General features: G+C 76.9%; 31 protein-coding genes. 14 read left to right on the top strand and 17 right to left on the bottom strand.

From position 1 onward, the window contains the following. Positions 1-36: 36 nt before the first annotated feature. From ANAEK_RS01055 to ANAEK_RS23090, 3 genes are all read left to right on the top strand, one after another. The gene (locus ANAEK_RS01055; protein ID WP_012524292.1) at positions 37-726 is read left to right on the top strand and encodes a hypothetical protein; all 690 of its coding nucleotides are present in this window, start codon (positions 37-39) and stop codon (positions 724-726) included. Positions 727-786: 60 nt separating this feature from the next. After that, positions 787-1,743, top strand: a complete 957-nt coding sequence (locus ANAEK_RS01050) for a COX15/CtaA family protein (RefSeq protein WP_012524291.1) — start codon at positions 787-789, stop codon at positions 1,741-1,743. 176 nt (positions 1,744-1,919) lie between these two features. Next, complete coding sequence (locus ANAEK_RS23090; protein ID WP_012524290.1) at positions 1,920-2,090, top strand: hypothetical protein; 171 nt, start codon at positions 1,920-1,922, stop codon at positions 2,088-2,090. Positions 2,091-2,114: 24 nt separating this feature from the next. Here the strand turns inward: ANAEK_RS23090 and ANAEK_RS01045 are convergent, their stop codons facing one another. Then, positions 2,115-2,567 carry a CoA-binding protein gene (locus tag ANAEK_RS01045; protein ID WP_012524289.1) on the bottom strand — a complete coding sequence of 151 codons (453 nt, stop codon included), beginning with the start codon at positions 2,565-2,567 and terminating at the stop codon, positions 2,115-2,117. A 253-nt stretch (positions 2,568-2,820) separates the two neighbouring features. Between ANAEK_RS01045 and ANAEK_RS01040 the strand changes: the two genes are divergently transcribed. Then, positions 2,821-3,165, top strand: coding sequence for a hypothetical protein (locus ANAEK_RS01040; protein WP_041454005.1), 345 nt, complete (start codon positions 2,821-2,823; stop codon positions 3,163-3,165). Here the strand turns inward: ANAEK_RS01040 and ANAEK_RS01035 are convergent. Continuing rightward, a complete protein-coding gene (locus tag ANAEK_RS01035) occupies positions 3,162-4,541 on the bottom strand; it encodes a hypothetical protein (RefSeq protein ID WP_012524287.1) in 1,380 nt (459 codons plus the stop codon). The genes ANAEK_RS01040 and ANAEK_RS01035 overlap by 4 nt on opposite strands. Positions 4,542-4,718: 177 nt before the next feature. Here ANAEK_RS01035 and ANAEK_RS01030 point away from each other — a divergent pair, with 177 nt between their 5' ends. Beyond that, a complete protein-coding gene (locus ANAEK_RS01030) occupies positions 4,719-4,994 on the top strand; it encodes an FmdB family zinc ribbon protein (protein ID WP_012524286.1) in 276 nt (91 codons plus the stop codon). A gap of 17 nt (positions 4,995-5,011) precedes the next feature. Continuing rightward, positions 5,012-5,920: an RluA family pseudouridine synthase gene (locus ANAEK_RS01025; RefSeq protein ID WP_012524285.1), complete on the top strand. Its 909-nt coding sequence runs from the start codon at positions 5,012-5,014 to the stop codon at positions 5,918-5,920. Here the strand turns inward: ANAEK_RS01025 and ANAEK_RS01020 are convergent. Then, complete coding sequence (locus ANAEK_RS01020) at positions 5,917-6,732, bottom strand: class I SAM-dependent methyltransferase (RefSeq protein WP_012524284.1); 816 nt, start codon at positions 6,730-6,732, stop codon at positions 5,917-5,919. The two genes, ANAEK_RS01025 and ANAEK_RS01020, sit on opposite strands and share 4 nt — an antisense overlap. Before the next feature lie 34 nt (positions 6,733-6,766). Beyond that, the gene (locus ANAEK_RS01015; RefSeq protein WP_012524283.1) at positions 6,767-7,819 is read right to left on the bottom strand and encodes a DUF4303 domain-containing protein; all 1,053 of its coding nucleotides are present in this window, start codon (positions 7,817-7,819) and stop codon (positions 6,767-6,769) included. Positions 7,820-7,993: 174 nt separating this feature from the next. Between ANAEK_RS01015 and ANAEK_RS01010 the strand changes: the two genes are divergently transcribed. The 3 genes from ANAEK_RS01010 to bfr all read left to right on the top strand — a co-directional run bounded on the left by ANAEK_RS01010 (position 7,994) and on the right by bfr (position 9,042). Next, positions 7,994-8,233 carry a hypothetical protein gene (locus tag ANAEK_RS01010; protein ID WP_012524282.1) on the top strand — a complete coding sequence of 80 codons (240 nt, stop codon included), beginning with the start codon at positions 7,994-7,996 and terminating at the stop codon, positions 8,231-8,233. Beyond that, complete coding sequence (locus ANAEK_RS01005) at positions 8,230-8,442, top strand: bacterioferritin-associated ferredoxin (RefSeq protein ID WP_041454003.1); 213 nt, start codon at positions 8,230-8,232, stop codon at positions 8,440-8,442. The genes ANAEK_RS01010 and ANAEK_RS01005 overlap by 4 nt, the downstream gene beginning before the upstream one ends. A gap of 120 nt (positions 8,443-8,562) precedes the next feature. Continuing rightward, positions 8,563-9,042: a bacterioferritin gene (gene bfr / locus ANAEK_RS01000; protein ID WP_012524281.1), complete on the top strand. Its 480-nt coding sequence runs from the start codon at positions 8,563-8,565 to the stop codon at positions 9,040-9,042. A 165-nt stretch (positions 9,043-9,207) separates the two neighbouring features. Here the strand turns inward: bfr and ANAEK_RS00995 are convergent, their stop codons facing one another. The 10 genes from ANAEK_RS00995 to ANAEK_RS00950 all read right to left on the bottom strand — a co-directional run bounded on the left by ANAEK_RS00995 (position 9,208) and on the right by ANAEK_RS00950 (position 17,826). Further along, on the bottom strand, positions 9,208-10,212 hold the full coding sequence (locus ANAEK_RS00995; RefSeq protein ID WP_012524280.1) for a glycosyltransferase: 1,005 nt from the start codon (positions 10,210-10,212) through the stop codon (positions 9,208-9,210). Between the two features lie 9 nt (positions 10,213-10,221). Continuing rightward, entirely contained in the window at positions 10,222-10,692 is a 471-nt protein-coding gene (aroQ, locus tag ANAEK_RS00990; RefSeq protein ID WP_012524279.1) for a type II 3-dehydroquinate dehydratase, read from the bottom strand. Beyond that, on the bottom strand, positions 10,689-11,852 hold the full coding sequence (locus ANAEK_RS00985) for a 3-dehydroquinate synthase family protein (RefSeq protein ID WP_012524278.1): 1,164 nt from the start codon (positions 11,850-11,852) through the stop codon (positions 10,689-10,691). Before ANAEK_RS00985 ends, aroQ begins: the two co-directional genes overlap by 4 nt. After that, complete coding sequence (locus ANAEK_RS00980; protein WP_012524277.1) at positions 11,849-12,337, bottom strand: shikimate kinase; 489 nt, start codon at positions 12,335-12,337, stop codon at positions 11,849-11,851. The genes ANAEK_RS00985 and ANAEK_RS00980 overlap by 4 nt, the downstream gene beginning before the upstream one ends. After that, positions 12,318-13,463, bottom strand: a complete 1,146-nt coding sequence (aroC, locus tag ANAEK_RS00975) for a chorismate synthase (RefSeq protein WP_012524276.1) — start codon at positions 13,461-13,463, stop codon at positions 12,318-12,320. Before aroC ends, ANAEK_RS00980 begins: the two co-directional genes overlap by 20 nt. Continuing rightward, positions 13,460-14,296 carry a shikimate dehydrogenase (NADP+) gene (locus ANAEK_RS00970; RefSeq protein ID WP_012524275.1) on the bottom strand — a complete coding sequence of 279 codons (837 nt, stop codon included), beginning with the start codon at positions 14,294-14,296 and terminating at the stop codon, positions 13,460-13,462. Before ANAEK_RS00970 ends, aroC begins: the two co-directional genes overlap by 4 nt. After that, positions 14,293-15,615 carry a 3-phosphoshikimate 1-carboxyvinyltransferase gene (aroA, locus tag ANAEK_RS00965; RefSeq protein ID WP_012524274.1) on the bottom strand — a complete coding sequence of 441 codons (1,323 nt, stop codon included), beginning with the start codon at positions 15,613-15,615 and terminating at the stop codon, positions 14,293-14,295. The genes ANAEK_RS00970 and aroA overlap by 4 nt, the downstream gene beginning before the upstream one ends. Further along, complete coding sequence (locus tag ANAEK_RS00960; RefSeq protein ID WP_012524273.1) at positions 15,612-16,478, bottom strand: prephenate dehydrogenase; 867 nt, start codon at positions 16,476-16,478, stop codon at positions 15,612-15,614. The genes aroA and ANAEK_RS00960 overlap by 4 nt, the downstream gene beginning before the upstream one ends. 28 nt (positions 16,479-16,506) lie before the next feature. After that, positions 16,507-16,860, bottom strand: coding sequence for a chorismate mutase (gene aroH, locus ANAEK_RS00955; protein ID WP_012524272.1), 354 nt, complete (start codon positions 16,858-16,860; stop codon positions 16,507-16,509). Positions 16,861-16,932: 72 nt separating this feature from the next. Continuing rightward, the gene (locus ANAEK_RS00950) at positions 16,933-17,826 is read right to left on the bottom strand and encodes a CoA ester lyase (RefSeq protein ID WP_012524271.1); all 894 of its coding nucleotides are present in this window, start codon (positions 17,824-17,826) and stop codon (positions 16,933-16,935) included. A 107-nt stretch (positions 17,827-17,933) separates the two neighbouring features. On the opposite strand from ANAEK_RS00950, the gene ANAEK_RS00945 reads away from it, so the two are divergent. Then, positions 17,934-18,779 (top strand): hypothetical protein, encoded by an 846-nt coding sequence (locus ANAEK_RS00945; protein WP_012524270.1) that lies wholly within the window; start codon positions 17,934-17,936, stop codon positions 18,777-18,779. Between the two features lie 16 nt (positions 18,780-18,795). Here the strand turns inward: ANAEK_RS00945 and ANAEK_RS00940 are convergent, their stop codons facing one another. Together ANAEK_RS00940 and dtd are read right to left on the bottom strand one after the other, a co-directional pair. Next, positions 18,796-19,140, bottom strand: coding sequence for a histidine triad nucleotide-binding protein (locus tag ANAEK_RS00940; RefSeq protein ID WP_012524269.1), 345 nt, complete (start codon positions 19,138-19,140; stop codon positions 18,796-18,798). 12 nt (positions 19,141-19,152) lie between these two features. Further along, positions 19,153-19,602: a D-aminoacyl-tRNA deacylase gene (gene dtd, locus ANAEK_RS00935; RefSeq protein ID WP_198137455.1), complete on the bottom strand. Its 450-nt coding sequence runs from the start codon at positions 19,600-19,602 to the stop codon at positions 19,153-19,155. 155 nt (positions 19,603-19,757) lie between these two features. On the opposite strand from dtd, the gene ANAEK_RS00930 reads away from it, so the two are divergent. Further along, positions 19,758-20,804, top strand: a complete 1,047-nt coding sequence (locus tag ANAEK_RS00930) for an arginine N-succinyltransferase (protein WP_012524267.1) — start codon at positions 19,758-19,760, stop codon at positions 20,802-20,804. A 45-nt stretch (positions 20,805-20,849) separates the two neighbouring features. Next, positions 20,850-21,647 (top strand): ion channel protein Tsx, encoded by a 798-nt coding sequence (locus ANAEK_RS00925; protein WP_012524266.1) that lies wholly within the window; start codon positions 20,850-20,852, stop codon positions 21,645-21,647. Between the two features lie 234 nt (positions 21,648-21,881). On the opposite strand, the gene ANAEK_RS00920 is transcribed toward ANAEK_RS00925, so the two are convergent. After that, complete coding sequence (locus ANAEK_RS00920) at positions 21,882-22,475, bottom strand: class I SAM-dependent methyltransferase (protein WP_012524265.1); 594 nt, start codon at positions 22,473-22,475, stop codon at positions 21,882-21,884. A 77-nt stretch (positions 22,476-22,552) separates the two neighbouring features. Between ANAEK_RS00920 and ANAEK_RS00915 the strand changes: the two genes are divergently transcribed. Together ANAEK_RS00915 and ANAEK_RS00910 are read left to right on the top strand one after the other, a co-directional pair. Beyond that, on the top strand, positions 22,553-22,981 hold the full coding sequence (locus ANAEK_RS00915) for a hypothetical protein (protein WP_012524264.1): 429 nt from the start codon (positions 22,553-22,555) through the stop codon (positions 22,979-22,981). 182 nt (positions 22,982-23,163) lie between these two features. Continuing rightward, complete coding sequence (locus tag ANAEK_RS00910) at positions 23,164-24,315, top strand: sensor histidine kinase KdpD (RefSeq protein WP_012524263.1); 1,152 nt, start codon at positions 23,164-23,166, stop codon at positions 24,313-24,315. The last annotated feature ends 2 nt before the right edge of the window (positions 24,316-24,317 follow it).

Here is a 24,317-nt window from a genome sequence, read left to right as displayed (position 1 = left end):
CGCGCGGCCGCAGATTTCCCGCCGGGGGGAGTTGCCATGCGCACCGCCTTTGCAGCGGGGATGGCGCTGGCGGTCCTGGCGAGCTGCCGGACCGTCCAGACGCGACAGGAGTTCACGCCGGTGTCCGACGCCGACTTCGGCCGGCTCGGGCCGGACCAGCTCGGGCCGGTGCAGCCTGCCCGCGCCGACGCGGCGGCCGCGCACGACGCGGTGGCCCGCGCCAAGCTGCGCCTGCAGGAGGCGAAGCGCGAGCAGGGCTACGCGGAGGCGGATCGCACCGCCGCCGAGGCCGACCTTCAGCGCGCCGCCACCGAGGCGAAGGGCGCGAACTCGGCCGGCGACACCGCCTGGAAGGCGCGCGCCCAGGCGCTCGCCGACACCGCCGGGCTGCGCCGCCAGGCTGCCGACGCGCACCTCGCGTTCGCGAAGAAGCTGGCCGAGGCGCGCCAGGCGGACGTCGACGCGGCCGAGGCGCACGCCGACGCCGCGCAGGCGCGCCTGGAGCAGGCGAAGCTGCAGGCGCTCGCGCGGGCGGGCATCCCGGCCGCCGGCAAGTACGACGCGCGGCGCTTCGACGCGCACCTCGCGAAGGCGGTCGCCGCCGAGCGCGAGGCGCAGGCGCGCGCCGGGGAGGCGGGGCGCGCCGCGGTGGCCGCCGAGGACGGCTGGCGGGCGCTGCAGCGGCAGTGGGAGGCGCGGAGCCAGGGGCGGGGCGGCACCGGGTAGCGGCGACGGTCCCCGGCGGAGCCGTTGCGTTCGGGCGACGGGCGTGGTCTTCCGTGCGGCATGAAGGCCTTCGCCCGCTTCGCCTGGTCGGTGCTCGCCTACAACCTCGCGGTGGTGGTGTGGGGCGCGTTCGTGCGCGCCACCGGGTCCGGCGCCGGCTGCGGCAAGCACTGGCCCATGTGCAACGGCGAGGTGGTGCCGCGCTCGCCGGCGCTCGAGACGGTCATCGAATTCACCCACCGTGCCACGAGCGGCGTGGCGCTGCTCCTCGTGGTCGCGCTGGTGGTGGCGGCGCGGCGCACGTTCCCGGCCGGCCACCCGGCGCGCCGCTGGGCCTGGGCCTCGCTCGGGCTCGTGCTGGTCGAGGCGCTGGTGGGCGCCGGGCTGGTGCTGTTCGGCTGGGTGGCGAAGGACGACTCGGCCGCGCGTGGCTGGGTGGTCGCGGTCCACCTCACCAACACGTTCCTGCTGGTCGGCGCCATCGCGCTCACCGCGGCGCTCGCCGGACGCGCGCGCGGGCTCGCGCTGCGCGGGCACCCGGGCCTCACCGGCGCGCTGGGCCTCGCCGCCGGGGCGCTCGTCCTGACCGGCGCCAGCGGCGCCATCGCCGCGCTCGGCGACACGCTGTTCCCCGCGACCTCGTTCGCGGAGGGGCTCCGGCAGGAGCTGTCGGAGGAGGCGCACGTGCTGCTCCGGCTCCGCGTGCTCCACCCGTTCGTGGCGGTCTTCTCCACGCTGGCGCTCGGCTGGGCGGCGCGGTCCGCCCTGCGCGCCCGGCCGGACGCGGACACGCGCGCGGCGTCGTTCGCGGTGCTGCTGCTCGCCGGCCTGCAGCTCTTCGCGGGCGTGCTGAACGTGGCGCTGCTCGCGCCGGTCTGGATGCAGCTCGTCCACCTGCTCGTCGCCGACCTGCTGTGGGTCGCGCTGGTGGTGCTCGCCGCCACCGCGCTCTCCCCGCCGGCGGGCGCGGCCAGCCCTGCCGGCGCGCGATCGGGCGACGCGCCGGCGCTCGGGTAGGCCGCCTGCCGACCCGCGCCTGCGCGCTCCTGTCCGCCTCCAGGGAGCACCTCGCCGGCGGCCGGCCTCCGTTCACGCACAGCGTCCCCCGCCTTGGCTGGGCCTGCGACGGAGCGGCCTGAAATGAACTTGCGGCCCGGCCGTACAATCGATGTCGAGGTCGATCGGGGGTCGCCATGGCGAAGCTGGAGTCGGTCGAGGGCTACGGCGTGCTGGTGCTGGCGGTCGCGCTGCTCGCCGCGTTCACGCTGCGGATGTCGAACCCGCCGGCGGACGTCGTCCGGGCAGCGAGCGCGCCGCGCGCGGTGACGGTGCTGGAGGAGATCTCGATCCCGCTCGCGCCGTAGTCCCGGGGCCGGGCCGGTCCGCGCTCAATGCTCGGCCGGCCCGAGCCTGCGCCACTCCACCATCAGGCAGCGATCCTGGACCACCCGGATCCCGGCCCTCGCGAGCGCCTCGGCCGCGACGTCGTTGCGGATCCCGAGCTGGAGCCAGACCACCGCCGGCCGCTTCGCGACCAGGTCGTCCACGTGGGCCGGGACGTCGGCCGGGCGCCGGAAGACGTTCACCAGGTCCACCGTGCCCGGGATGGCGGCGACGGTCCGGTAGACCGGCGCGCCGAGGATGGTCTTCACCTCCGGGTAGTACACCGGGACCGGCACCACCTCGACGCCCGCGTCCTTCAGGTAGCGCGGCACGTAGAAGGCGGCCTGATCGGACTGGGCCTCGGTCTTGATGCCGAGCACCGCCACGCGCCGCACCGGCGCGAGCAGCCTCCGGATGTCCTCGTCGCGCTCGATCAGGTTCTCCCGCCAGTCCGCCATCGCAGCCTCCTTGGGGGGTGACCAGCGTCCGCCGGCCCCACGGCTCCCCGCCCGCTTCAACTACTCTGGGTCCGGAGGCGGCGCGCCCGCAACGACTCTGGGTCCGGAGGCGGGCCGCGGGCAACCCGTCCGGAACGTAGGGGGTCCAGCGCGAAATCGACCGGAATCGCGAGGGCTTGGCTGGACGGGCGGAGGGGAGGCCGGCGTCCTTCGAAAAATGGACACGCCCTGGGCGGCGCCTACGATGGCCCGCATGGAGACGAAGAAGAAGGGCACCACGGCGGTCGTGACGGAGGGCTCTGCCCAGGCGGCGCTTCGGCGCGGCCCGGCGCGCGAGCTGACGCCGGAGGAGGAGCGCGTCATGCGGATGCGCCTCGGTGCGGCCCCGCCCCGGGCGGCGCCCCTCGAGCGCAGCGCCGAGGGGCTGAGCGACCTCGAGATCGAGGTCCTCTCCTACGAGATCGAGGCGTACATGAAGTGGCGGGCGCGCGAGCAGGCCGCCGCGCCGGCGACGGCGCCGGTCCGGGCGCCGGCCGCCGCCGCCCCGTCGCGCGCCAAGGAGAAGATCATCCGCGCGCTCCGCAAGAAGGGCTTCTAGGGCGCCTTCCCTTCCAGCCGCGCCGCCAGCGCCCGCGCCGCGTCCCCCGGCGCGGGCGTCGCGTCTCCGGGCTCCGGGGGCAGCGCCCCCGCCGCGAGCAGGCCAGCGAGCAGCGCGGCCGCCCGCGGATTGCGCCACCAGTCCTCGTCGAGCCGCTCGCGCAGGTCGCGCCGGAGCCGCTCGCCGGCGTCCGCCCCTCGCAGCGCGGCCGCGTGCGCCGCGGCGTCCGCGTCGCGCGCGGCGCGCACGCCCTCCCAGCGGGCGCCGGTCGCCCCCTCCATCGCCTCGACGTACGCCTCGCGCCAGCGCGCGCCGGAGAGCCCGCGCTCCACCTCGGTCGCGACGCGCAGCGCCCCTGCGCGTGCGCGGAGCGCGAGCAGGCGCCGCAGCGCGAGGTCCCGCACCACGTCCGCCGCCTGCCGCCTTTCCACGCCGGCGCGGTCGGCGAGCCAGCGCGGCTCGAAGAGCAACGAGCCGAGCAGCCACCCCAGCGCCGCGCCGAGCACCGGATCGCGCCGGTGCGGCGGCGCCGCCGCTGCCCCGAGCGCGCGCCCCACCCCTTCGGCGAGATCCTGCCAGTCGCCGGCCCCGCCGCGGGGGCGGAAGGAGATGCGCGCCCCGTGCACGTGCACGCCCGGCCACTGCGCCGGGCGCTCCGCCGCGTCCACCCGCGCCCGGCCGTCGAGGCCGAGCGGCTCGAGCGTGAGCTTCAGCGCGACCGGGAGCATCCCGGCGCGGAACAGGCCGTCCCAGCGCGCCAGCGCGGCGAGGTGCAGGAGGTCGGCGCGGGCGAGGTCGCCGGAGGGGAGCGGCGCGAGCGCGAGCTCGGCGCGGGCCCGGTACGCGAGCACGTCGCGCCAGGCGTCGTCGGAGGCGGCGAGGAGCTGGTCGCCCTCCACCACCACCCGCCAGTCGGGCGCGTGGCCCACCTCGGCGCGCGCCCGCGCTGCCGCCTCGCAGGCCGCCTCGCGGTGCGCCGCCGCCGGCTCGAGCGCCGCCGCCGCGGCCCGCGCCAGCGCCAGCCGGCGCTCGCGGTCCCGCTCGCGCAGCGCCGCCAGCTCCAGGGTCGCGAGCGGCGCCTCGCCGTCCGGCCCCCGCCCGCGCGCCGCGGCCTCCGCCGCGCGCCAGGCCTCCTCGCCCGCCGCGGCCGCCCGCCCGGCGCGGAGCGCCGCCACCCGTGCGGCGAGCGCCTCCTCGCCGGCCTCCCGGAGCGCGTCCACCGTGCGCCGGTGCGCCGCCTCCGAGTGCGCCGCGAACAGCGGCGCGAGCGACGGCTCGGCGTCCAGGCCGGCGGCGTGGCGCCCGCGCGCCTCCTCGAGCGCCGTGGCCAGCGCATCCAGCTCGCCCGCCAGCCGATCCCTCTCCTGCGCGTCCATGATAGAAAGGCACCTCCGCCGCGGCCGCCGTCGCGGATCGGTCCGGCGCCCGGGTACTTAGCACGGCGCGCGGATCGCCACCGGCCCGCCGCGCGCGCCCCGCGCCGTCCCGCTGGACGGCCGATCGCTTGACAGAAGGACCCCGGACTTTACGTTCCGGGCTGGAGATTCTTCGCGATGCCCATCTACGAGTACGAGTGCCCCAAGTGCGGGAGGTTCGACGCCCTGCAGAAGATGTCGGATCCGGCGCTGCAGGTGCACGAGGTGTGCGGCTCGAAGGTGCGGAAGCTGATGTCCGCGAGCGCGTTCGCGTTCAAGGGCTCGGGCTTCTACATCACCGACTACGGCGGGAAGAGCGCCGCCGCGATCACCCCGGACCGGAAGCCGGAGAAGAAGGCCGAGCCGAAGTCCGAGGCCTGCGCGAGCTGCCCGGCCAACAAGTCGGCCGCCTAGCCGCGCCCCCAACCACCGTGCGCCGCCTGACCCTGCTCGTGCCGGACGCCGATCGGTACGAGCGGATCGACCGGTTCATCGCCGCGCGCGGCGGGATCTCGCGCGGCCTGGCGCGGCGCGCCATCGAGGCGGGCGGCGTGTTCGTGGACGGGCGCCGCTGCAAGGTGGCGGGCCGCACGCTCACCCCCGGCCAGCAGGTGGTGGTGAACCTCGAGGAGGGCGGCCGCGCCGCGCCGGCGCTGGCCGCGCTGGGCCGGGAGCGGCTGCTCTACGCCGACGCGGACCTGTGCGCGGTGGACAAGCCCGCCGGCGTCCCGGCGCAGCCGACGCTCACGACCGATCGCGGCGCCCTGCCCGAGCTGGTCTCGGCGCTGCTCGGCGCGCCGGTGACGCTGGTGCACCGGCTCGACCGGGAGACCTCCGGCGTGACGGTGTTCGCGCGCACCCGCGACGCCGCCGCGGCGCTCGCCGAGGCGTTCCGCACCGGCACGCCGGAGAAGACCTACCTCGCGCTCTGCGCCCGCGCGCCCTCGCCCGCGGAGGGCCGCGTCGCGCTCGCGCTCGGCAAGGACCCGGCGCGCCCGGGCCTGCGCCGCGTCGATCCGGCCGGCGACCCGGCCGCCACCCGCTATCGCACCCTGCGTGAAGCGCCGGGCGGCGCGCGGGTGGAGGCCCGCCCGGAGACCGGCCGCACCCACCAGATCCGCGTGCACCTCGCCGCGCTCGGCGCGCCGCTGCTCGGCGACGCGCGCTACGGCGGGCCGCGCCGGGTCGGGGAGGTGGCGGTGCCGCGGGTGATGCTGCACGCGACGCGACTCGAGCTGCCGCACCCGGCCACCGGCGCGCGCATGGTGTTCGAGGCGGAGCCGCCCGAGGACTTCCGCGCGATCGAGGCTGCGCTGGTCGGGCCGCCGCCGGAGCGCTAGGGCCGCCGCCGCCCCACCACGTACGCGATCCACCCGCCCTGGTTCGAGGCGGAGCGGCGCGGCACGTACCGGGTCGCGCCCCTCGGCGCCACGTCCCACAGCACCTCCGGCTCGAGCCCCGCCTCGCGCACCAGCTCGGTGAGCTCCGGGACGGTCCAGAGCCGCCAGTCGTAGGTGAACGCGCGGCGCAGGCGCCGGCCGCCGGGCAGCTCGAAGTGGATGGCGCAGCGGACCCGTCGGGTGATGGGATCGAACGACTCCTGCTCCCACACGTAGCTCACGCCGCCGCCGATGCGCCGCCGCTCCACCAGCTCCTTCTCGGCGTCCCAGCCGCCGTACGCGTCGAGGAGGAGCGCGCCGCGGGGCGCCAGCGCGCCGGCCGCCGCCGCCAGGTAGGCGCCGAGCGCCTCGCGCGTCTGGAGCACGCCGTAGCTGAAGTTGAACGCGATCACCGCGTCGAACGGCCCCGGCGGCCCCTCCCGCACGTCGGCCTCCACCAGCCGCAGCCGCGCCGCGGCCGCGCCCAGGCCGGGCACCCGGTGGGCGCGCGCCCAGTCGTGCACCGCGGCGTCGAGGTCCACCGCCACCGCGCTGCGACCCCGGCCGCGGCGGACCCAGGCCGCGGAGAGCAGCGCCGTGCCGCTGAAGTCCTCGCGCAGCCGGCGCGGCGTCCCCCCGCCGCGTCGCACCGCCCGGTCCACCAGGTCGAGCTCGCTGTCCGCGTGCTGGACGGCGCGCTCGTACAGGACGTGGCGGTCGTGCGGCGGCGGGCGTGGGGCGGCGGGGCGGGCTCGGCGGCGTCGGTCGGTCATGCGCGGAGGCGCACTATGCCACGGCGCGGGCAGGTCAAGGCCGCCGCAGCAGGAACGGCTCGGGGTTCGTCAGCTTGCAGGTGAGTGGGTCCATCTCGGAGGGCGGGAACCGGCGCGGGCGGAGCTCGTGGAGCACGCGGGCGGTGTTCTCGGCGAGGGTGGACGCGACCCGCAGGCGGCGATCGCGCTCGGCGAAGTCGCCCACCAGCCGCTGCAGCCGCGCGATCTCCGCCTCCGCCACCATCCCGATGCGGCGCACCAGGAACAGCGCCGAGCCGGCCAGCCACACCTCGCGCGTCTCGAAGCCGCGGTTGTGGTCGATGGGCGCCGCGAAGCCGTAGTGCGCGAGGAGGTCGATGAGCGCCGGCACCACCTTCGGCCCGAAGCGCGCCAGCTCCTCCTCCACCTCCCACGGGCTCAGCCCCCGCGCCCGCGCCTCCTCGGCGATGGGGGTGCGCCACTCCATGTAGAGGTCCTCGTACAGCGCCAGCCAGATGCGCATCCGCTCGCGGCGCGGGGCGCGGTTCACGCACCGGACGAACGGCGCGGCGGCGGTCTCGTGCAGGTGGCGCTCCGCCGTGGGCACCGGGTTGAGCACGCGGAGCCCGCGCCGGAAGAACGCCGGGGAGGCGTGGTCGCAGAGGATGTTCACGGTGAGGAAGGCGCGATCCGCGCCGCGGCCGAACAGCCCGGCCCGGTCCACCGCCTTCAGCGCGCCCACGAACGCGTCGTACAGCGCCGGGTCGAGCGTGGGGCGCCGGCCCTCGGGCGGCGGCACCGCCAGCCCGCGGACCTCCGGCGCGAAGTCGTGGTACTCCCAGTCCGGGGCCGACCAGCGCAGCAGGCGCCGCCCGGCCTCGCCCCGGAAGCGCGGGTCCAGCGCGGCGGCGGCGGCCGCGCGCCGGGTGAGCGCGTCCTCGGTGTTGGCCGAGGCGCGCACCCAGGCGAAGTCCCGCTCCCCGCTCGTGAACAGCGCGAAGCCGTACAGGGTCTCGGACCCGATGCGGGAGCGCAGCGCGTGCACCGCGTCGGCCGTCCGGCGGGTGAGATCGCGGCGGAAGGCGCCCAGGTCGAAGGAATCCGGCACGTTTCCGGGACCCTAGACCGTCCGGCCCCCGGCCCGCAACGCGCCGCCGGCGCGCCGGGCCGGGCGCCTCCCTGCCCGGCCGACACGATTCCGGCCCCCGCTTGATGGGCGTCATGACGCCGGGCCGAGCCCATGATAGTGAGAGTCATTCTCAACATCATCTCCGGAGCCCCGGTGCACCCTCCCCGCGATCCCGTCCCCTCCTCCGCCACCCCCGAGCCCTCCTGCGCGCTCGTCTGCACGCGCTGCGGCGCGGTGGTGGCCATCGACCCCGATCTCCGCGCGCTGGCGGCCTCCGCCGCCTCCCGGAACGGCTTCGAGGTGCGCGCGCCGCGCCTGCGCCTGTTCGGCTGCTGCGCCGCCTGCCGCGCCGGCGCGGCCGGCCCGCTGCCGCGCGGGTGGGGCCGGGCATGATCGTCTGCCTGTGCTTCAACGTCTCCGACACGCTGGTCCGGCGGCGCGCGGCCGAGGGCGCCTCGCTCCGCCAGGTGATCGCCGAGACCGGCGCGGGCACCGCCTGCCGCTGCTGCGTGGCCGCCCTCGCCAAGGTGCACGCCGGCGGCGCCGCAGCCGCCCCCGCTTGCGCCCGCGCCCAGCCGGCCCCGCGGCGCGACGCCGCCTGATCGTCGCGGCGCCGCCGCCTCCGGTGACGCTCAGTTGGGGCTCGCCCGAGCCACGCGCGCTCCCCGCCGCTAGGCTTCGTGCGCCGGCCGGCGCCGGACCCGGACACGAACGGAGGAGCGATGAAGGGCGACGCCAAGGTCCTCGACGTGCTGAGCGAGGTCCTCATGAACGAGCTCACCGCCATCAACCAGTACTTCCTGCACGCCCGCATCTGCGAGAACTGGGGCTACGACCGCCTGTACGCGAAGTTCCGGGCCGAGTCGATCGACGAGATGAAGGACGCCGACCACCTGATCGAGCGCATCCTCTACCTCGAGGGCATGCCGAACGTGCAGAAGCTCTCGAAGGTCAACATCGGCGAGAACGTGCCCGAGATCCTGGCGGCGGACCTCGACCTCGAGAAGCACGCCATCGGCGCGCTCAACCGCGGCATCGAGACCTGCCGGAACGCCGGCGACAACGGCTCCGCCGACCTGCTCGAGGACATCCTGGAGGGCGAGGAGGAGCACGCGAACTGGCTCGAGACGCAGCTCACCGCCATCGACCAGATCGGCGTGCAGAACTACCTCGCCGAGCAGCTCAAGAAGGACGGCGGGTAGCTCAGAGCGCGTGAATCCATCCCCGGACCGAGCCAGGCGGTCGAGACGTGAGCAGCGCGAGGCGCGACGACCGAGCATGCCCCGAGGCATGTGAGGGAGGAGCAACGACGCGATGCGACGCGGATCGGCCGCCGCGGCGACGGGAGGGGATGGGTTCACGTGCTCTCAGGCGACGCAGCGGAAGTCGGCCAGCTCCTCGAAGCCGGCGCGGGCCAGCTCGGCGCGGATGAGCTCGCGCGCGCCGGGCGCGCCCACCGCCACGAGCAGCGGCAGCCCGCGGAGCCGGCCCACCTCCTCGTACGAGACGACCCGCGCCCCGCGCACGGTGCGGCCGATCTTCCTGCGATCGACCTCGACGAACGCGGCGGTCGCGATCCCCTCGGCACGGAGCGCGTCGGAGAAGGCACGGCCGGTCTCGCCGGCCCCCCACAGCGCCACCTCCCGCGCGCCGCCGAGCACGTGGCGGGCGAGGTGCGCGCACTTCAGCGCCACGTGGCGGGCGAGCGCGTAGCGGGGGTCGGTGCGGGTGAGCCGCCCGGCCGACTCGCGCCAGGCGAGCACCGGCGCGGAGAGGTTGCCGAGCCGCCCGCCGGCGGCCGAGAGGCGCAGCCACAGGTCGTAGTCCTCCGGGAACGGGCCGTCGCGCCAGCCCCCGGCGCGCTCCAGTGCGTCGCGCCGGATCGCGGCCGCGGGGTGGACGAGCGGCGCCTCCACCAGCAGGTCGCGCTCCACCAGCGCGGGCGTGACGAGCCCGTTCAGCCACGCCGCGTAGCGCGCCATGCCCGGGCGCACCGCCGTGCGCGGGAACAGCCGGACCCGCCCGCCCAGCGCGGCGAGCGACGGATCGGCGCGGAGCGCGTCGAGCTGGAGCGCGAGCCGGCGCGGGTGGGCCACGTCGTCCGCGTCCATCCGCGCCACCACCTCGGCGTCGCAGGCGGCGAGGCCCCGCTGCAGCGCCCCGGCGATCCCCTCGCCCGGCCCGCGCAGCAGGCGCACCCGCCGGTCGCGCGCCGCGAGCCGCTCCAGCACCTCGGCGGTGGCGTCGCGCGAGCCGTCGTCCACGCAGACGAGCGAGAGGTCGCGCTCGGTCTGGCGCAGGATCGACACGGCCGCCGCGCGCACGGTGCGGGCGGCGTCGCGCGCGGGGAGGAGGACGGCGACCCTGGGCACCGGCGCCGGCTACGGGCTCGGCTTCTTGCGGTCCGCGGCGACGCGCGGCTGCGCGCCGATCTCGGCGCAGAGCCACTCCGCCGCGAGCAGGTACCCGCGGATCCCCAGGCCCACGATCTGCCCGCGGCAGGCGGGGGCGATGACGCTCACGTGCCGGAACGCCTCGCGCTGGTGGATGTTGGAGATGTGCACCTCCACCGCCGGCGCGGGCATCGCCTTCAGGCAGTCGTGCAGCGCGTAGCTCGTGTGCGTGAGCGCCCCGGCGTTCAGGATGATCCCGCGCGCCTGCTTCCGGTGCTCCTGCAGGAAGTCGATGATCGCGCCCTCGTGGTTCGACTGGAACGCCTTCACCTCGACGTCCCAGGCCGCGCAGGCGTCGCGGACGAGCAGCTCCACGTCCCCGAGCGTGCTGCGCCCGTACACGTCCGGCTCGCGCTCGCCCAGCAGGTTCAGGTTCGGACCGTTGACGACCAGGATCATCGCGCCCTCCGCGCGGCGCGGCCGCCCGCCCGCGCCTCCGAGATCTCCGCCACCGCCGCCTCGACCGCCGCGGGCTCCGCCTCGACGTCCCACTCCACCCGCCAGCCGTCCTCGACCGCCGCCGGCAACACCCAGCGCAGCCCGCCCGCCGCCCGCTTCTTGTCGTACGCCATCAGGCGCGCGGCGGCACGCGCGATCGCCGGCGGGACCCGGACCGGCAGCCCGGCCCCGGCGACGGCGCCCTCCACCCGCGCCACCGCCGCGCCGTCCACCCGGCCCATCCGCGCCGCCAGCCGGAACGCGAACGCGAGCCCCACCGCGACCGCCTCGCCGTGCGTGTACCGCGAGAACCGCCCGGCCGCCTCCACCCCGTGGCCGAAGGTGTGGCCCAGGTTGAGGAGCTTGCGGGGGCCGTGCTCGGTGGGATCCTCGGCCACCACGTCCACCTTCATGCGGGCGCAGGTGGCGATCACCGCCGGGTCCGGCGCGGCGGCGCCGAGCGCGGCGAACGCGTCGAGCAGCGCCGGCTGGAGCGCCCCGTACTTCAGCACCTCGCCGAGGCCGCTCGCGAGCTCGCGCCGCGGCAGGGTGCGGAGCGCGGCGGGATCCGCCAGCACCGCGTCGGGCGGGTGGAACGCGCCCACCGCGTTCTTCGCGGTCGGCAGGTTCACCGCGGTCTTGCCGCCGATGGCGGCGTCCACCATGGCGAGCAGCGTGGTGGGCACCGCCACCCAGGGCACGCCGCGCATGTACGTCGCGGCGAGGAAGCCGGCCGCGTCGCTCACCGCGCCGCCGCCCAGCGCCACCACCAGCGTCCGCCGCGTGGCGCCGGCGCGGAGCAGCTTCGCCGCGGCCCGCTCCAGCTCGGCGAGCGTCTTGCCCGCCTCGCCGTCGGGGAGCGCGTGCACGAGCGCGAGCGGCGCCTCGCGACGCAGCCGGGCGAGCACGTCCTTCCCGAACGGCGTCGAGAGCACCTTGCGGCAGGAGACGAGCGCCACCGCGTCGTGCTCGTCGGCGAGCGCGGGCAGCGCCGCCGCCGCGCCCGGGCCGACGCGCACCTCGTAGGCGTGCTCGCCCTGCCGCGCCGGGATGATCTCGGTGACCGCGGCGCCGGCCTCGTGTTCCTCGGAGGCAGCGGCGGGCTTGCGGGTCGGGCTCATAGCGACTCCAGGACGCGCCGGGCCACCGCCTCGGGCGTCAGCCCGTCCACGTGGACGGTGAGGTGGGCGCGGCGGTAGAGCGGCAGCCGGCGCGCGAGGAGCGCCTCCCAGCGCGCCGCGAGCGGGCGGGCCGGATCCTCGCCGATGCGGCGGGCGGCCTCCTGCGCCGAGACGTCGAGGAACACCACCCGCGCGGTGGCGAGCAGGCGCGCGGCGCCGTGCGGGTCGCAGAACGCGCCGCCGCCCAGGTCGGCCACCGCGCCCGGCGGCAGCGCGGCCACCGCGGCGCGCTCCAGCGCGCGGAAGCGCCCCTCGCCGTCCTCGGCGAACACCCGCGCGATGGGCTTGCCCGCCGCGCGCACGATCTCGTCGTCGAGCCGCACCAGCCGCCGGCCCAGCCAGCGCGCCAGCAGCGGGGCCACGGTGGACTTCCCCGAGCCCATCATCCCGGTGAGCGCCAGCGTCTCAGCGGATCCGAGCGGCATACGCCTCCACCGCCCGGCGCACGTCCTCGACGGCGTCGCCGCCGAACTTCTCCAGCAGCGCGTTCGCGAGCTCCCAGGCCACCACCGCCTCGCCCACCACCGCCGCGGCCGGCACCGCGCACACGTCGCTCCGCTCGTAGCGCGCCTGGGTGGCCGCGCGGGTGGCGAGGTCCACGGTGGCGAGCGGGTGGAGCATGGTGGGGATGGGCTTCATGTAGGCGCGCACGCGGAGCGGCATGCCGTCGGTCATGCCGCCCTCCAGCCCGCCGGCCCGGTTCGTCTCGCGCCAGAAGCCGCGCGCCGGGTCGTGGTGGATGGCGTCGTGGAACTCGTAGCCGGGGCGGCCCACCTGCGTGCCGTCGCCGATCTCCACCGCGCGGATGGCCTGCACGCCGCAGAGCGCGCCGGCCAGGCGCGCGTCGAGGCGGCGGTCCGGGTGCACGTGGCTGCCGACGCCGATGGGGAGCCCGGTGGCGTACACGTCGAAGGCGCCGCCGATGGAGCCGCCGCGGGCCTTCTCCGCGTCGATGAGCGCGCGCCACTCGGCGGCGAGCGCCTCGTCGTCCACGTGCAGGTCGGAGGCCTCGATGGCGTCGCGCTGCGCCGGGGTGGGCGGCGCGTCGGGCCGGATCTCGCGCGGGCCGATGGCCACCACCCGCGAGCACACCTCCACGCCCAGGGTGGAGAGCAGCGCCTTCGCGAGCGCGCCGAGCGCCACCGTGACCGCGGTGGACCGGGCGCTGGCCCGCTCCAGCACGTCGCGCGCGTCGTCGAGCCCGTACTTGAGCGCGCCGGCGAGATCGGCGTGGCCGGGGCGGACCTGGGTGAACTTCCTGCCGCCGCGGGCGTACGGGGAGACGAGGTCCTTCCAGTTCTCGTGGTCCTTGTTCCAGACCGCGAGCGCGATGGGCGCGCCGGTGGTGAGCCCGCCGCGCAGCCCGGCCAGGAACTGCGCCGCGTCGGTCTCGATCTTCATGCGGCCGCCGCGGCCGTAGCCCTTCTGCCGGCGGCGCAGGTCCCGGTCCACCGCCTCGAAGTCCACCGCCAGCCCCGCCGGGAAGCCCTCGGCGATGGCGACCAGCGCCGGGCCGTGCGACTCGCCCGCGGTCAGGTACCGAAGTGTCATCGTGCTCCCTCGCGCGCCTCGAGCGCGCGGGCCATGTCCGCCTCCGGGGCGGGCTGGCCGGTCCAGATCGTGAACGCGAGCGCGCCCTGGCGCACCAGCACCTGCTCGCCGCTGACCAGCCGGGCCCCGGCCGCGCGCGCGGCGCGGGCCAGGTCGGTGTCCCCGTACACGAAGTCGAGCACCACCTGGTCGGCGCGGAAGCGGAGCGGCGGCAGGCGGCCCTCGTGCCCGGGCAGCCCCACCGACGTGCCGTTCACCACCACCGCGGCGGCGTCCGCCTCGGCCTCGAGGTCCTCGAAGTCGGCGGCGGCCAGGTCGGCGCCGGGCACCGCGGCGGCGAGGTCGCGGCACAGCTCGGCGGCGGCCTCCTCGCGGCGCGCCGCCACCCGGAGCTCCGTCCCGAGCTGGACGAGCGCCCAGGCCGCCGCGCGCGCCGCGCCGCCCGCGCCCACCAGCAGCGCGCGCGACCCGCGCGCCACCCCGGCCGCCTCGAGCAGCGAGCGGCACGCGGGCGCGTCGGTGTTGAAGCCCTCCCAGCCGTCGCGGGTCCGGCGCAGCGTGTTCGCGGCGCCCACCGCGGTCGCCACCGGGTCGAGCGCGTGGCAGAGCGAGGCCGCGCGCGGCTTGTGCGGGACGGTGACGTTCAGGCCCTGGAAGCCGAGCGCGTGCGCGCCGCGCAGCGCCTCGTCGATCCGCTCCGGCGCGACCGGCAGCGCCACGTAGATCGCGTCCACGCCCAGCCTCGCGAACGCCGCGTTCTGCATCTCCGGCGAGCGGCTGTGCGCCACCGGGTGGCCGACGACGCCGTAGAGCGCGGTCCGCCCGGTGATCACGGCGCGCCTCCGCCGGACGCCGGGCCGGACACCTGGTCGAGCAGCCGGAAGAAGCCCGGGAAGCTGGTGGCGACGCAGGCCACGTCGTCGAGCACCACCGGCTCGCCGCCGCAGAACAGCTGCGCGACCGCCATGGCCATGGCGATGCGGTGGTCGAGCCGGGTGCGGACCTCGACGCCGCGGAGCGGGGTGGGGCCGTCGATGGCGCAGCCGTCCTCGAACAGCTCGATGCGGGCGCCGGCGCGCGCCAGCGTCTCGCCCATGGCGGCGAGGCGGTCGGACTCCTTCACCCGGAGCTCCTTCGCGTCGCGGATCACCGTCCGGCCGCGCGCCTGCGTCGCCATCACCATCACCGCCGGCAGCTCGTCGATGAGCCGCGGGATGGTCGCGCCGCGGATCTCGGTGCCCTCCAGGCGGTCGGCGCGCACGGTCACGTCGGCGCGCGGCTCGCCCGCCACCTCGCGGAGGTCCGCCAGCCGCACGTCCGCGCCCATGGCCCGGAGCACGTCGAGCAGCCCGGTGCGCGTCTCGTTCACGCCCAGGTTGCGGACCGTCACCTCGGAGCCGGGGAGCGCCGCCGCGCCGCACAGGAAGAACGCCGCCGAGGAGATGTCGCCGGGCACGTCCACCCGGCCGCCGGCGGGCCGCGCCGCCGAGACCGACACCTCCAGCCCCGAGACCCGCACCGGCACGCCCATGCCGCGCAGCATGCGCTCGGTGTGATCGCGGCTCTTCTCCGGCTCGACCACCGCGGTCTCGCCGTCGGCGAACAGGCCGGCGAGCAGGAGCGCGCTCTTCACCTGCGCGCTCGCCACCGGCAGCAGGTGGCGCGCCCCGCGCAGCGGGCCGCCGCGGACCACCACCGGCGGCAGCCGGTCGCCGTCGCGGGCGGACAGGTCCGCGCCCATCACGCGCAGCGGGTCGATCACCCGCCGCACCGGGCGGCGCCGCAGCGAGGCGTCGCCGGTGAGCACCGAGAGGCCGGGCACGCCGGAGAGCACGCCGGTGAGGAGCCGGAGGCTCGTGCCGGAGTTACCGCAGTCGATGACGTCGCCCGGCTCGCGCAGCGTCGCGGGCGGCGTCACCACCACCTCGGCGCCCTCGTCGCGCACGGTCGCGCCGAGCGCCTCCACCGCCCTGCGGGTGGAGTGGACGTCCTCGGCGTCGAGCAGCCCGGTGACGCGGGTCTCGCCGGTGGACAGCGCGCCGAAGAGCAGGCTCCGGTGCGAGATGGACTTGTCGCCGGGCACCTCGATGGCGCCGCGGAGCGGGCCGGCGCGCCGGCAGGTCAGGGGTCCGGAGGTCGGGGCAGCGCTCAAAACAGCTCCTCCCGTGCGGCGCGGGCCGCCTCGAGGGCCGAGCGCGCCGACTCCGGCGACTCGGCGATGGCGGCGAGGAGGCGGGCGAGGTGCCGCTCCAGCCGGCGCGCCGCCTCCGGCAGGTGGGCGTTGCGCCGGGCCACCTCGCCCTGGATGTCGAACGGGAACTCGGCCAGGCGCGTCGCGTCCTTCAGGCCGGGGCCGGCGAGGTGCATGGCGAGCGGGCCGGCCTCGCGCACCGCCACCGAGAGCGCCGAGGCGACGAGGTAGGGCAGGTGCGAGACCATCGCCACCGCCGCGTCGTGCTCGGCGGCGGTGCAGCGCTCGACCTTCGCCCCGAGCGCGAGGTGCAGCGCCGCCACCCGGTCCACCGCGCCGGGATCGCCGTCGGTGCAGATCGCCACCGTGCCGCCCGCCGACCACTTCTCCGCGGTGGCGCCGTCGTAGCCGCCGTGGCCGCCGAACATGGGGTGCGCGCCCACGAACGCGACGCCGGGGCGGACCCGCTCGCGGGCCAGCGCCACCACCCGCTCCTTCGCGCCGCCCACGTCGGTGAGCACCGCGCCGTCGGCGAGCAGCGCCGACACCGGCGCGAGCAGCGCCTCGATCGTGGCGACCGGCGTGCACAGCACCACCACCCCGCAGCCGGCGAGCGCCGCGTCCGGCGCGGCGGCGACGTGGTCGGCCACGCCGTCGGCGAGCGCCCGGGCGCGGACCTCGGCGCGCGGCTCCACCGCGGTGATGCGCACGCCGCGGTCCACCCGGCGGGCGGCGCGGGCGAGCGACGCGCCCATCAGGCCCAGCCCCACCACCCCCAGGTGGCCCGGGAGCGCGGGGAGCGGCCTGTTCGTCTGCGCGTTCACGCTCGCCTCCGCTCCCCGGCCGCGCCGGTCACGGCCGCACGTGGAGGTCGGGCCGGAGCGCCTGCGCGCCGCGCAGGTACACGTGGTTGCGCGGACCGTCGGAGTCCACGTGCAGCAGCACCCGGACGATCCGCGGCATCGAGCCGGGGACCGGGATCTCCTGCGAGCAGATCATCGGGACGGCGTTCCAGCCCTGCACGCGCGCGGCGCGCGCCGGGAAGTCGGCGTCGAGGTCATGGGTGACGGTGAAGATCGCCCATACGATCTGCTGCGGCTCGAGCTGGTTCCGCGAGGTGATCTCGCGGCACAGCTCCTTCACCGCATCCTCGATCGCCTCGACCGTGTTGGCCGAGCACTGGGTCGCGCCTCGAATGCCACGCATGGGAGTCGAACAGTGTAGGAAACGGGCGCGCGGGTGTCCACCCGCTTTCCGCCGGATCCACGCGCGCTTGGATCACCGGCCGTGCGGGTCCGGCCCGCCGTGCCCGGCCGCGACGGCCTCGGCGAGCGCCACGGTCCGGCGCGCCGCCGCGACGTGCAGCGCCTCCACCAGGCGCCCGTCCACCACGGTGACGCCCAGCCCGGCCGCCTCGGCCTCGGCGTGCGCCGCGATCACCCGCCGCGCCCGCTCCAGCTCGGCGTCGTCCGGCGCGAAGGCGCGGTTCGCCGCCTCGAGCTGCTTCGGGTGGATGAGCGTCTTGCCGTCGAAGCCGAGGTCCCGCCCCTGCCTGCAGGCGGCCTCCAGCCCCGCCGCGTCCTCGAGGTCGAGGAACACGCCGTCCAGCGCGGCGAGGCCGTGGGCGCGCGCGGCGAGCAGGACGAGCGACAGGCTGGTGAGCACCTCGGCCCGGCCGGCGGTGTGGCGCGCGCCCAGGTCCTTCACGAGGTCGCTCGTGCCGGCCACCAGGCACGCCACCCGCGGCGACGCGCCGGCGATCTCGTCGGCCGCCAGCACGCCGCGCGGCGTCTCGACCATGCACCAGAGCGCGAGGCCGGCCGGCGCGTGGCCGGCCGCGAGCGCCTGCACCGCGGCGTGCACCTCGGCGGCGCGCTCCACCTTCGGCAGGCAGATCGCGTCGGCGCCGGCGCGGGCCAGCGCCGCCAGATCGGCCGCGCCCCAGGGCGTGCCGAGCCCGTTCACGCGCACCACCCGCTCGCGCCGGCCGAAGCCGCCCTGCGCCAGCGCGGCCACCACCTGCGCGCGGGCGGCGTCCTTGGCGGCGGGCGCCACCGCGTCCTCCAGGTCGAGGATGAGCGCGTCGGCGGGAAGCGTGCGCGCCTTCTCGAGCGCGCGCGCGTTGGAGCCGGGCAGGTACAGGGCGCTGCGGCGGGGGCGGACGACGGGCATCGAGGGCTCCTCGGCGGGGACGAAGAGGTCGAGCGTGCCAGAGCGGGCCGCCCCGCGGAAGCGGGGATGCGGTTGTCGCCCCCGCCCGCCGTCACGATCGTGGAGGCATGACGGCGCTCCCGGCCATCGCGCTCGGGCTCGGCCTCGCGCTCGGGCAGGCGGCGCCGGAGCGGGGTGGCGACGCGGGGCAGGCCGCCTCGCCCGCTCCGCCGGCTGCGTCCGCGGCGCAGGGGACGGCGCCGCCGGCGGCGGGCCCGCGGCCGTACGAAGGGACCGAGGAGCCGGGCGCAGCCGGCAACGGCGACGCGCAGCGCCGGTCCGACGCGCCGGCCCGCGACGACGCGGCGGGGCGAGCCGAGCGCGCCGCCGCCGCGGCGCAGGCCGAGCGCGCCGCCGCCGCGGCGCAGGCCGAGCGCGCCACCGTCGCGGCGCAGGCCGAGCGCGCCGCCATCGCGGCGCAGGCCGAGATGGACCAGCTCCGGACGCAGGTGGAGGCGCTGCGGGCCGAGGTCGAGGCGCTGCGCGCGTCCGGCGCCGAGGCGGAGGCGCACACGGCCGCGGTGGAGCAGGAGCTGGCGGAGGCGCGAGCCCGGCGCGCCGCCGAGGCCGACGCCGCCGCCCGCTCGCCGGAGGAGCGCGCGCAGGCGACCGGCGGGGCGCTGCAGCGCATGGACGGCGCGCTGCGCGCGCTCGCGGCGGGGGACGCGAGCGGGGTGGACGCGGCGCTGGCCGGGGACGCGGCCGCGCTCGAGGCGGCGCGGGCCGAGGCCGGCCGGCGCGGCTCGGCGGAGGAGGCGGCGCAGGCCGAGGCCGGCGCGCGCAGCCTGGCCGCGGCGCGCGAGGCGCTCGCGCGCGGCGACCTGTACCAGGCGCGGCTCCTGCTCGGGAGCGCCGCGCGCTCCGCGGCCGCGGCGAACCGGCTGGCGCGCCAGGGCGCGGCGCCGGCGCCTTGACCCATCGTGAGTTCGCCTACCCGGGCGGCCAGCCCATGCGGCGGCCGCCCAGCAGGTGCAGGTGCACGTGGAACACGGTCTGGCCGGCGTCGCCGTGCGTGTTCACGACCGCGCGCCAGCCGGAGCCGTCGATCCCGCGCTCCTTCGCGAGCGCCGCCGCCACCCGGTACAGCTTCCCCATGAGCGCCTCGTCCTCGGCGGCGAGCTCGTTCACGGTGGGGATGTGCTTGCGCGGGATGACGAGCAGGTGCGTGGGCGCCTGCGGGTTGATGTCCACGAACGCCACCGTTTCGGCGTCCTGGTGCACCAGCTTGGCGGGGATCTCGCCCCGCACGATCTTGCAGAACAGGCACTCGCTCATCGGTCGCCCTCTCTAGAACAGCCGCCGCGAGTCGAGCAGGATGGTGACGGGGCCGTCGTTCACCAGCTCGACCTCCATCTCGGCGCGGAACACCCCGGTCTCGACGCGCAGCCCCTTCTCGCGGAGCATCCCGCACACCGACTCGTAGAGCGCGTTCGCCGCCTCGGGCGGCGCCGCGTCGCTGAAGCCGGGCCGGTTCCCCCGGCGCGCGTCGCCGAGCAGCGTGAACTGCGACACGACCAGCAGCGCGCCGCCCACCTCGGCGACGGCCAGGTTCATCTTGCCGGCCGCGTCCTCGAAGATCCGCAGCGCGGCGATCTTGTCGGCGAGCAGCCGCGCGTCCGGGGCGCCGTCGTCGCGCGCCACGCCCAGCAGGACGAGCAGCCCGCGCCCGATCGCGCCGGTGGCCGCGCCGCCCACCCGCACCTCGGCCCTCGAGACCCGCTGGATCACCGCCCGCACGCGTCCTTCCATGGCACGCGCCGGCCTGGCTTTCAACGCCGGAGCGCCGCGCCTCGGCGGCCGGCGGGCGCCTCCCCGGGGCCCGTTGCGCTCCGTGACAGGCCCCTGGCCCCGTGCTAGACCCGGGCCCGCCTCCAGCCACGGATCCGGTCCGCATGCTGCTCCTCAGGGACGCCCAGAAGACGGACCTCGCGGGGCTCGCCGCCCTGGCGAAGGTGCTGAACACGGTCAACCTCCCCTACGACGAGCGCGCGCTCTCGGGGATCGTCGATCGCTCGGTGCGGAGCTTCGCCGGGAAGATCCGCGATCCGCTGGAGCGGGCCTACGTGTTCGTGGCGGAGGAGCCGCGCACGCGGCGGATCGTCGGCACCTCGATGATCATCGCGCAGCACGGCACGCGCGAGTCGCCCTGCACGTTCTTCGACGTGTCCGAGCGCGAGCACTACTCGTCCACCATCGACCGGCACTTCAAGCACCAGGTCCTCTCCATCGGCTACCACTTCGACGGCCCGACCGAGATCGGCGGCCTGGTGGTGCACCCGGGCCTGCGCGGCGGGGAAGCGCGCGCCGGCAAGCAGCTCGCGTTCGTGCGCTTCCTCTACATGGCGATGTTCCGCGACCGCTTCCGCGAGCGCGTCCTCGCCGAGCTCATGCCGCCGCTCACGAAGGACGGCCGCAGCCTGTTCTGGGAGGCGTTCGGCAAGCGCTTCACCGACCTCGACTACCAGGAGGCCGACAAGAAGAGCCGCGAGAACAAGGAGTTCATCCAGCAGCTCTTCCCGCCCTCCGACGTGTACGCGACGCTGTTCCCGCCGGCGGTCCGCCGCCTGCTCGGGAAGGTGGGTCCCGACACCGAGCCGGTCCGGCGGATGCTCGAGAAGATCGGCTTCCGCTACGTCGACCGCATCGACCCGTTCGACGGCGGCCCGCACTACGAGGCGACGCTCGCGGACATCACGCTCGTGCGCGCCTACCGCCGCGCGCGCCTCGCGCCCGAGCCGCTCGACGGCGAGCTGCACGGCGGCGAGGACTGCCTGATCGCGGTGACCCGCGGCGAGGGTCGGACCCGCTTTCGGGCGGTGCGCACCGGCGCGCGGCTGGATGGGACGAACGTCTGGATTCCCCAGCGGGCACGCGAGGTTCTGGATGGACGGCCGGGCGAGCGGGTGCACGTCGTCCCGTTCGACGGGGGAGCGCGCTGAGAAGCCCCTTCCGGTCTGCCCTTTGAGTGGGCTAGAAGGCGCGGCATGACCCTTCGCAGCCTCCTCCGTGCCTCGTTCCTGCTCGCCCTCGTCGCCGCGGCTCCGGCGGCGCGCGCGGGCGGCTTCTCCACCACCAACGTCCAGCTCCTCCAGGGCTGGAACTTCGACAAGGCGATCGACACCTCGTTCGCCGGCAAGCTGAAGGACGGCACCAAGACCACGCTCACGCTGAACCACTTCTCGACGTGGGAGTACGGCGACAACTTCGCGTTCTTCGACCTGTCGCGCGGCCGCTTCGAGGCCGACGACACGCAGTGGACCGACGCGTACGTCGAGTGGCACCCGCGCCTGTTCGTGAACCAGCTCCTCGGCCAGAAGGAGCCGCTGTTCGGCGTCATCCGGAACTGGGGCTTCGCGGGCGAGGTGAACCAGGGCGCCGGCTTCTACGCGTACATGGGCGGCCTCGGCCTCGACTTCGCCGTGCCGGCCGGCTGGGTGCTCGGCCTCAACGCGTACTACCGCTACGACAACTTCAACCGGCACGGCTGGCAGGTGTCGCCGTTCTGGACAGTGCCCTTCACGGTCGGCAAGGTGCCGTTCCTGTTCACCGGCTTCATCGACGTGAACGGCCTCAAGGACGAGGGCGGCTTCTACACCGGGTCGGACAACGGCGTGGAGATCTGGTCGCAGCCGCAGCTGCTCGTGGACGCGCTCGCGCCGTTCGGCGGCAAGGCCGGCAAGCTCTACGTCGGCGTCGAGTGGTGGCTGCACTACTACAGCCTGGGCTCGTTCGAGGAGACGTCGTCCGCGCCGCAGGCCATGGTGCAGTGGACGGTCTTCTAGCGGGGACTGCGTCCCCGCCCCGCCGGCGGAGCCGTCGGGGCCCCACCCCTGCTCCGCGGGGCCCGTGACCGCTCGCGCCCGCATGCGCGGGCACGCGAGGCGGTCCCCGCGGAGAGGGGCGATGCCCCTCCCCAGCCTGCGGCTGGGGCCCCTCCCGCTCATGGGCGTGAGGTGGGCTCGTCACGGAACGTGAATGCGGCCGCGCTCCTGCGAGGGGGCGCGGCCGTTCCGTTCCTAGATCCGCACCAGCGTCGCGAGCCAGGCGCGCGCCGGCTCGGCGCCGAGCCGCTCGAAGCGCGCCTCGCGCAGGCGCGTCAGCGCGAAGATCGACCGGAACGCGTCGCGGACGTCGGACTCCGAGATCCGGTGCGGGCCGGGGCCGGGCGGCTCCTCGTCGGAGAAGCAGAGCAGGTGCAGCGTCGAGCCGGGCGAGAGCACCTCGGTGAGCGACTGCGCGTAGGTCCGCCGGTCGGCGCGATCGAACACGTGGAACAGGCCGCAGTCCACCGCGGTCTCGAAGCGCCGGTGGAGCGCCTTCAGGTCGAGCGCGTCCGCCACCAGGAACGGCACCTGCAACCCGCGCGCGGCCGCCTTCTCGAGGGCGCGCGCGATGGCGGTGGGCGAGCCGTCCACGCCCATGACGCGCTTGCCGAGCGCGGCGAGGTGGAGCGCGTTCTCGCCGGTGCCGCAGCCCACGTCGAGCACGTCGCCGACGATCTCCCCCGCCTCCGCGAGCGCCACCAGCTCGGCCTGCGGGCGCCCGATGTCCCAGGGCGGCGTGCCCTCCCGGTAGCGATCGTCGAACACGCGGCGCTGCGAGTCGGCCATGGCATCCTCCGGCGCCGCCGCGGGCGGCGCGCACCCCTTCTTGTCCCGCGCGCGCCCCGGGCGCAAGATCGCCCCGCATGCCGTTCGAGCCCGCCTTCATGTCCCGCCTCGAGGCGTTCCAGGCCGAGCTGGCCGAGGTCCGCGCGCCCGCCGAGTGGATGGCGTTCCGCGCGCGCTGGTTCACCGACCTCCCCTGGCCCCGGCGCACCCCCGAGGCGCTCGCCGCCGCGCGCGGCGACGGCGCGCCCTGGGTGGTCGCGGGGCGCACCTTCCGCCGCGCGCCGCTGCCCGACGACCTCACGCCCGAGGCGAGGTACGCCTACTTCTCCGCGCTGGCGCGCGGCTTCGCGGCGATGTACCCGCACGACGCTCCCGGCACCGGCGGCTCGGCGGTGCGCCACCACTGCCCCGCCTGCGAGCTGTTCTCCGACGAGCCGGGCGATCCCACCTGCCCCGGCTGCGGCCGCCCGCTGCTCGCGATGCGGCTCGCCCCGCCCCCTCGCTGACGGCGACGACGAGCGCCGGCGCGCGCCCCGCTCGCGCGCCCGAGCGGGCGAGCGCGCGTCCGCGCCGCGGCTTCCTCGTGCGGGCGCCGACCCGCGGGGGCAATTTCGCTCCCGGCTCCAGGGAGTATTCTGCCGCCCGCTCTTGTCGAGCCGTGCGACCGCGCGGGCTCGAGGTGACCCCGATGATCAGCAGCGCAGCGAGCCGGGGCCCGGTGCGGCCGGAGACGGTCGAGCCGGGGCGGGGGAACGGCGAGGACGGCGAGGCCGTCCCCGGAAGACAGATCACCACCCCGCGCGCCGTGGCGGCGGCGGTGCGCCCGGAGGCGTGGCCGGCGCTCGCCATGTTCGGGCTGTGCGCCCTGTTCGCGGCCGAGACGGCGCTGCTCGCCGCGTTCGGCCTGGGCGGGGGCGAGACGCTCCTGCCGGGCGGCGACCACGACGGCGTGCTGTTCGGGGCCTCGCTCGCGGCGGCGGTGCTGGGCGGCGCGCTCGCCTCGGTGACGCTGGTCCGCGCGATCCGCGCCTCGCGGGCCGACCGCGACGGGCGCGCCCAGGCCGAGGCGGCGCTGCGCGCCCGCGACGAGTTCCTCGGCCTCGCCGCCCACGAGCTGAAGACGCCGCTCACCGCGCTGTTCCTGGAGCTGGGCGCCGCCGGGCGCGAGGCCACACGCCGCGGCGACGAGCCCGTGCAGGGCCACCTCACGCGCGCCGACCGCGCCGCGCGACGGCTCGCCGAGCTGGTCTCGCGGCTGCTCGTGGACGCGCGCGCCGCCGCGGAGCCGCTCGCGCTCGAGGAGGTGGAGCTCGGCTCGCTCGCGAACGACGCGGTGGACGCGCGCCGCGAGCTGTTCGATCGCGCCCGCTGCGACGTCACGGTGCGCGCCGAGGGCCCGGTGAGCGGGCGCTGGGATCGCACGCGGGTCGATCGCGCGCTCGCCAGCCTGCTCGCGAACGCCGCCAAGTACGGCCAGGGGCGCCCGATCGAGGTGACGGTCCGCGCCGAGGGCGCGCAGGCCCGGCTCTCGGTGCGCGACCACGGCATCGGCATCCCGCCGGAGCGGCGCGCCGCCATCTTCGACCGCTACGCGCGCGCCGTGTCGGCCCGCCACTACGGCGGCCTCGGGCTCGGCCTGTGGATCGCGCGCCGCGAGGCGCTCGCGCTCGGCGGCACCGTCACGGTGGAGAGCCGGCCCGGCCACGGCGCCGAGTTCACGCTCCGGCTGCCGGCCGGCGCGGCGCCGCCGCTGCGTCGCCTCCCCCGGGCGGCGGGGGGGCTGGCCCGGGCGCCGGCGCGGGCGCTGCGCTGGCTGGCGTGGCGCAGCCGCCGGTGCTAGGT

Origin of the sequence: Anaeromyxobacter sp. K (genome assembly GCF_000020805.1) — a bacterium.
GTDB classification, from domain to species: Bacteria; Myxococcota; Myxococcia; order Myxococcales; family Anaeromyxobacteraceae; genus Anaeromyxobacter; species Anaeromyxobacter dehalogenans.
The sequence above is the reverse complement of the archived record's forward strand: the minus strand, read 5'-3'. Positions and strand labels throughout refer to the sequence as shown.

What these genes read in the sequence shown, in the direction of transcription:
- ANAEK_RS00985 (WP_012524278.1), bottom strand. Translation starts at nt 11,852, where the DNA reads ATGAGCCCGACCCGCAAGCCCGCCGCTGCCTCCGAGGAACACGAGGCC.
- ANAEK_RS00910 (WP_012524263.1), top strand. Translation starts at nt 23,164, where the DNA reads ATGATCAGCAGCGCAGCGAGCCGGGGCCCGGTGCGGCCGGAGACGGTC.
- aroH (WP_012524272.1), bottom strand. Translation starts at nt 16,860, where the DNA reads ATGCGTGGCATTCGAGGCGCGACCCAGTGCTCGGCCAACACGGTCGAG.
- ANAEK_RS01050 (WP_012524291.1), top strand. Translation starts at nt 787, where the DNA reads ATGAAGGCCTTCGCCCGCTTCGCCTGGTCGGTGCTCGCCTACAACCTC.
- ANAEK_RS00980 (WP_012524277.1), bottom strand. Translation starts at nt 12,337, where the DNA reads ATGCCGCTCGGATCCGCTGAGACGCTGGCGCTCACCGGGATGATGGGC.
- ANAEK_RS00930 (WP_012524267.1), top strand. Translation starts at nt 19,758, where the DNA reads ATGCTGCTCCTCAGGGACGCCCAGAAGACGGACCTCGCGGGGCTCGCC.
- ANAEK_RS01055 (WP_012524292.1), top strand. Translation starts at nt 37, where the DNA reads ATGCGCACCGCCTTTGCAGCGGGGATGGCGCTGGCGGTCCTGGCGAGC.
- ANAEK_RS00925 (WP_012524266.1), top strand. Translation starts at nt 20,850, where the DNA reads ATGACCCTTCGCAGCCTCCTCCGTGCCTCGTTCCTGCTCGCCCTCGTC.
- ANAEK_RS00915 (WP_012524264.1), top strand. Translation starts at nt 22,553, where the DNA reads ATGCCGTTCGAGCCCGCCTTCATGTCCCGCCTCGAGGCGTTCCAGGCC.
- ANAEK_RS00940 (WP_012524269.1), bottom strand. Translation starts at nt 19,140, where the DNA reads ATGAGCGAGTGCCTGTTCTGCAAGATCGTGCGGGGCGAGATCCCCGCC.
- ANAEK_RS00950 (WP_012524271.1), bottom strand. Translation starts at nt 17,826, where the DNA reads ATGCCCGTCGTCCGCCCCCGCCGCAGCGCCCTGTACCTGCCCGGCTCC.
- aroQ (WP_012524279.1), bottom strand. Translation starts at nt 10,692, where the DNA reads ATGATCCTGGTCGTCAACGGTCCGAACCTGAACCTGCTGGGCGAGCGC.
- ANAEK_RS01005 (WP_041454003.1), top strand. Translation starts at nt 8,230, where the DNA reads ATGATCGTCTGCCTGTGCTTCAACGTCTCCGACACGCTGGTCCGGCGG.
- bfr (WP_012524281.1), top strand. Translation starts at nt 8,563, where the DNA reads ATGAAGGGCGACGCCAAGGTCCTCGACGTGCTGAGCGAGGTCCTCATG.
- ANAEK_RS00945 (WP_012524270.1), top strand. Translation starts at nt 17,934, where the DNA reads ATGACGGCGCTCCCGGCCATCGCGCTCGGGCTCGGCCTCGCGCTCGGG.
- ANAEK_RS01035 (WP_012524287.1), bottom strand. Translation starts at nt 4,541, where the DNA reads ATGGACGCGCAGGAGAGGGATCGGCTGGCGGGCGAGCTGGATGCGCTG.
- ANAEK_RS01020 (WP_012524284.1), bottom strand. Translation starts at nt 6,732, where the DNA reads ATGACCGACCGACGCCGCCGAGCCCGCCCCGCCGCCCCACGCCCGCCG.
- aroC (WP_012524276.1), bottom strand. Translation starts at nt 13,463, where the DNA reads ATGACACTTCGGTACCTGACCGCGGGCGAGTCGCACGGCCCGGCGCTG.
- ANAEK_RS00920 (WP_012524265.1), bottom strand. Translation starts at nt 22,475, where the DNA reads ATGGCCGACTCGCAGCGCCGCGTGTTCGACGATCGCTACCGGGAGGGC.
- ANAEK_RS01045 (WP_012524289.1), bottom strand. Translation starts at nt 2,567, where the DNA reads ATGGCGGACTGGCGGGAGAACCTGATCGAGCGCGACGAGGACATCCGG.
- ANAEK_RS23090 (WP_012524290.1), top strand. Translation starts at nt 1,920, where the DNA reads ATGGCGAAGCTGGAGTCGGTCGAGGGCTACGGCGTGCTGGTGCTGGCG.
- ANAEK_RS01030 (WP_012524286.1), top strand. Translation starts at nt 4,719, where the DNA reads ATGCCCATCTACGAGTACGAGTGCCCCAAGTGCGGGAGGTTCGACGCC.
- ANAEK_RS01040 (WP_041454005.1), top strand. Translation starts at nt 2,821, where the DNA reads ATGGAGACGAAGAAGAAGGGCACCACGGCGGTCGTGACGGAGGGCTCT.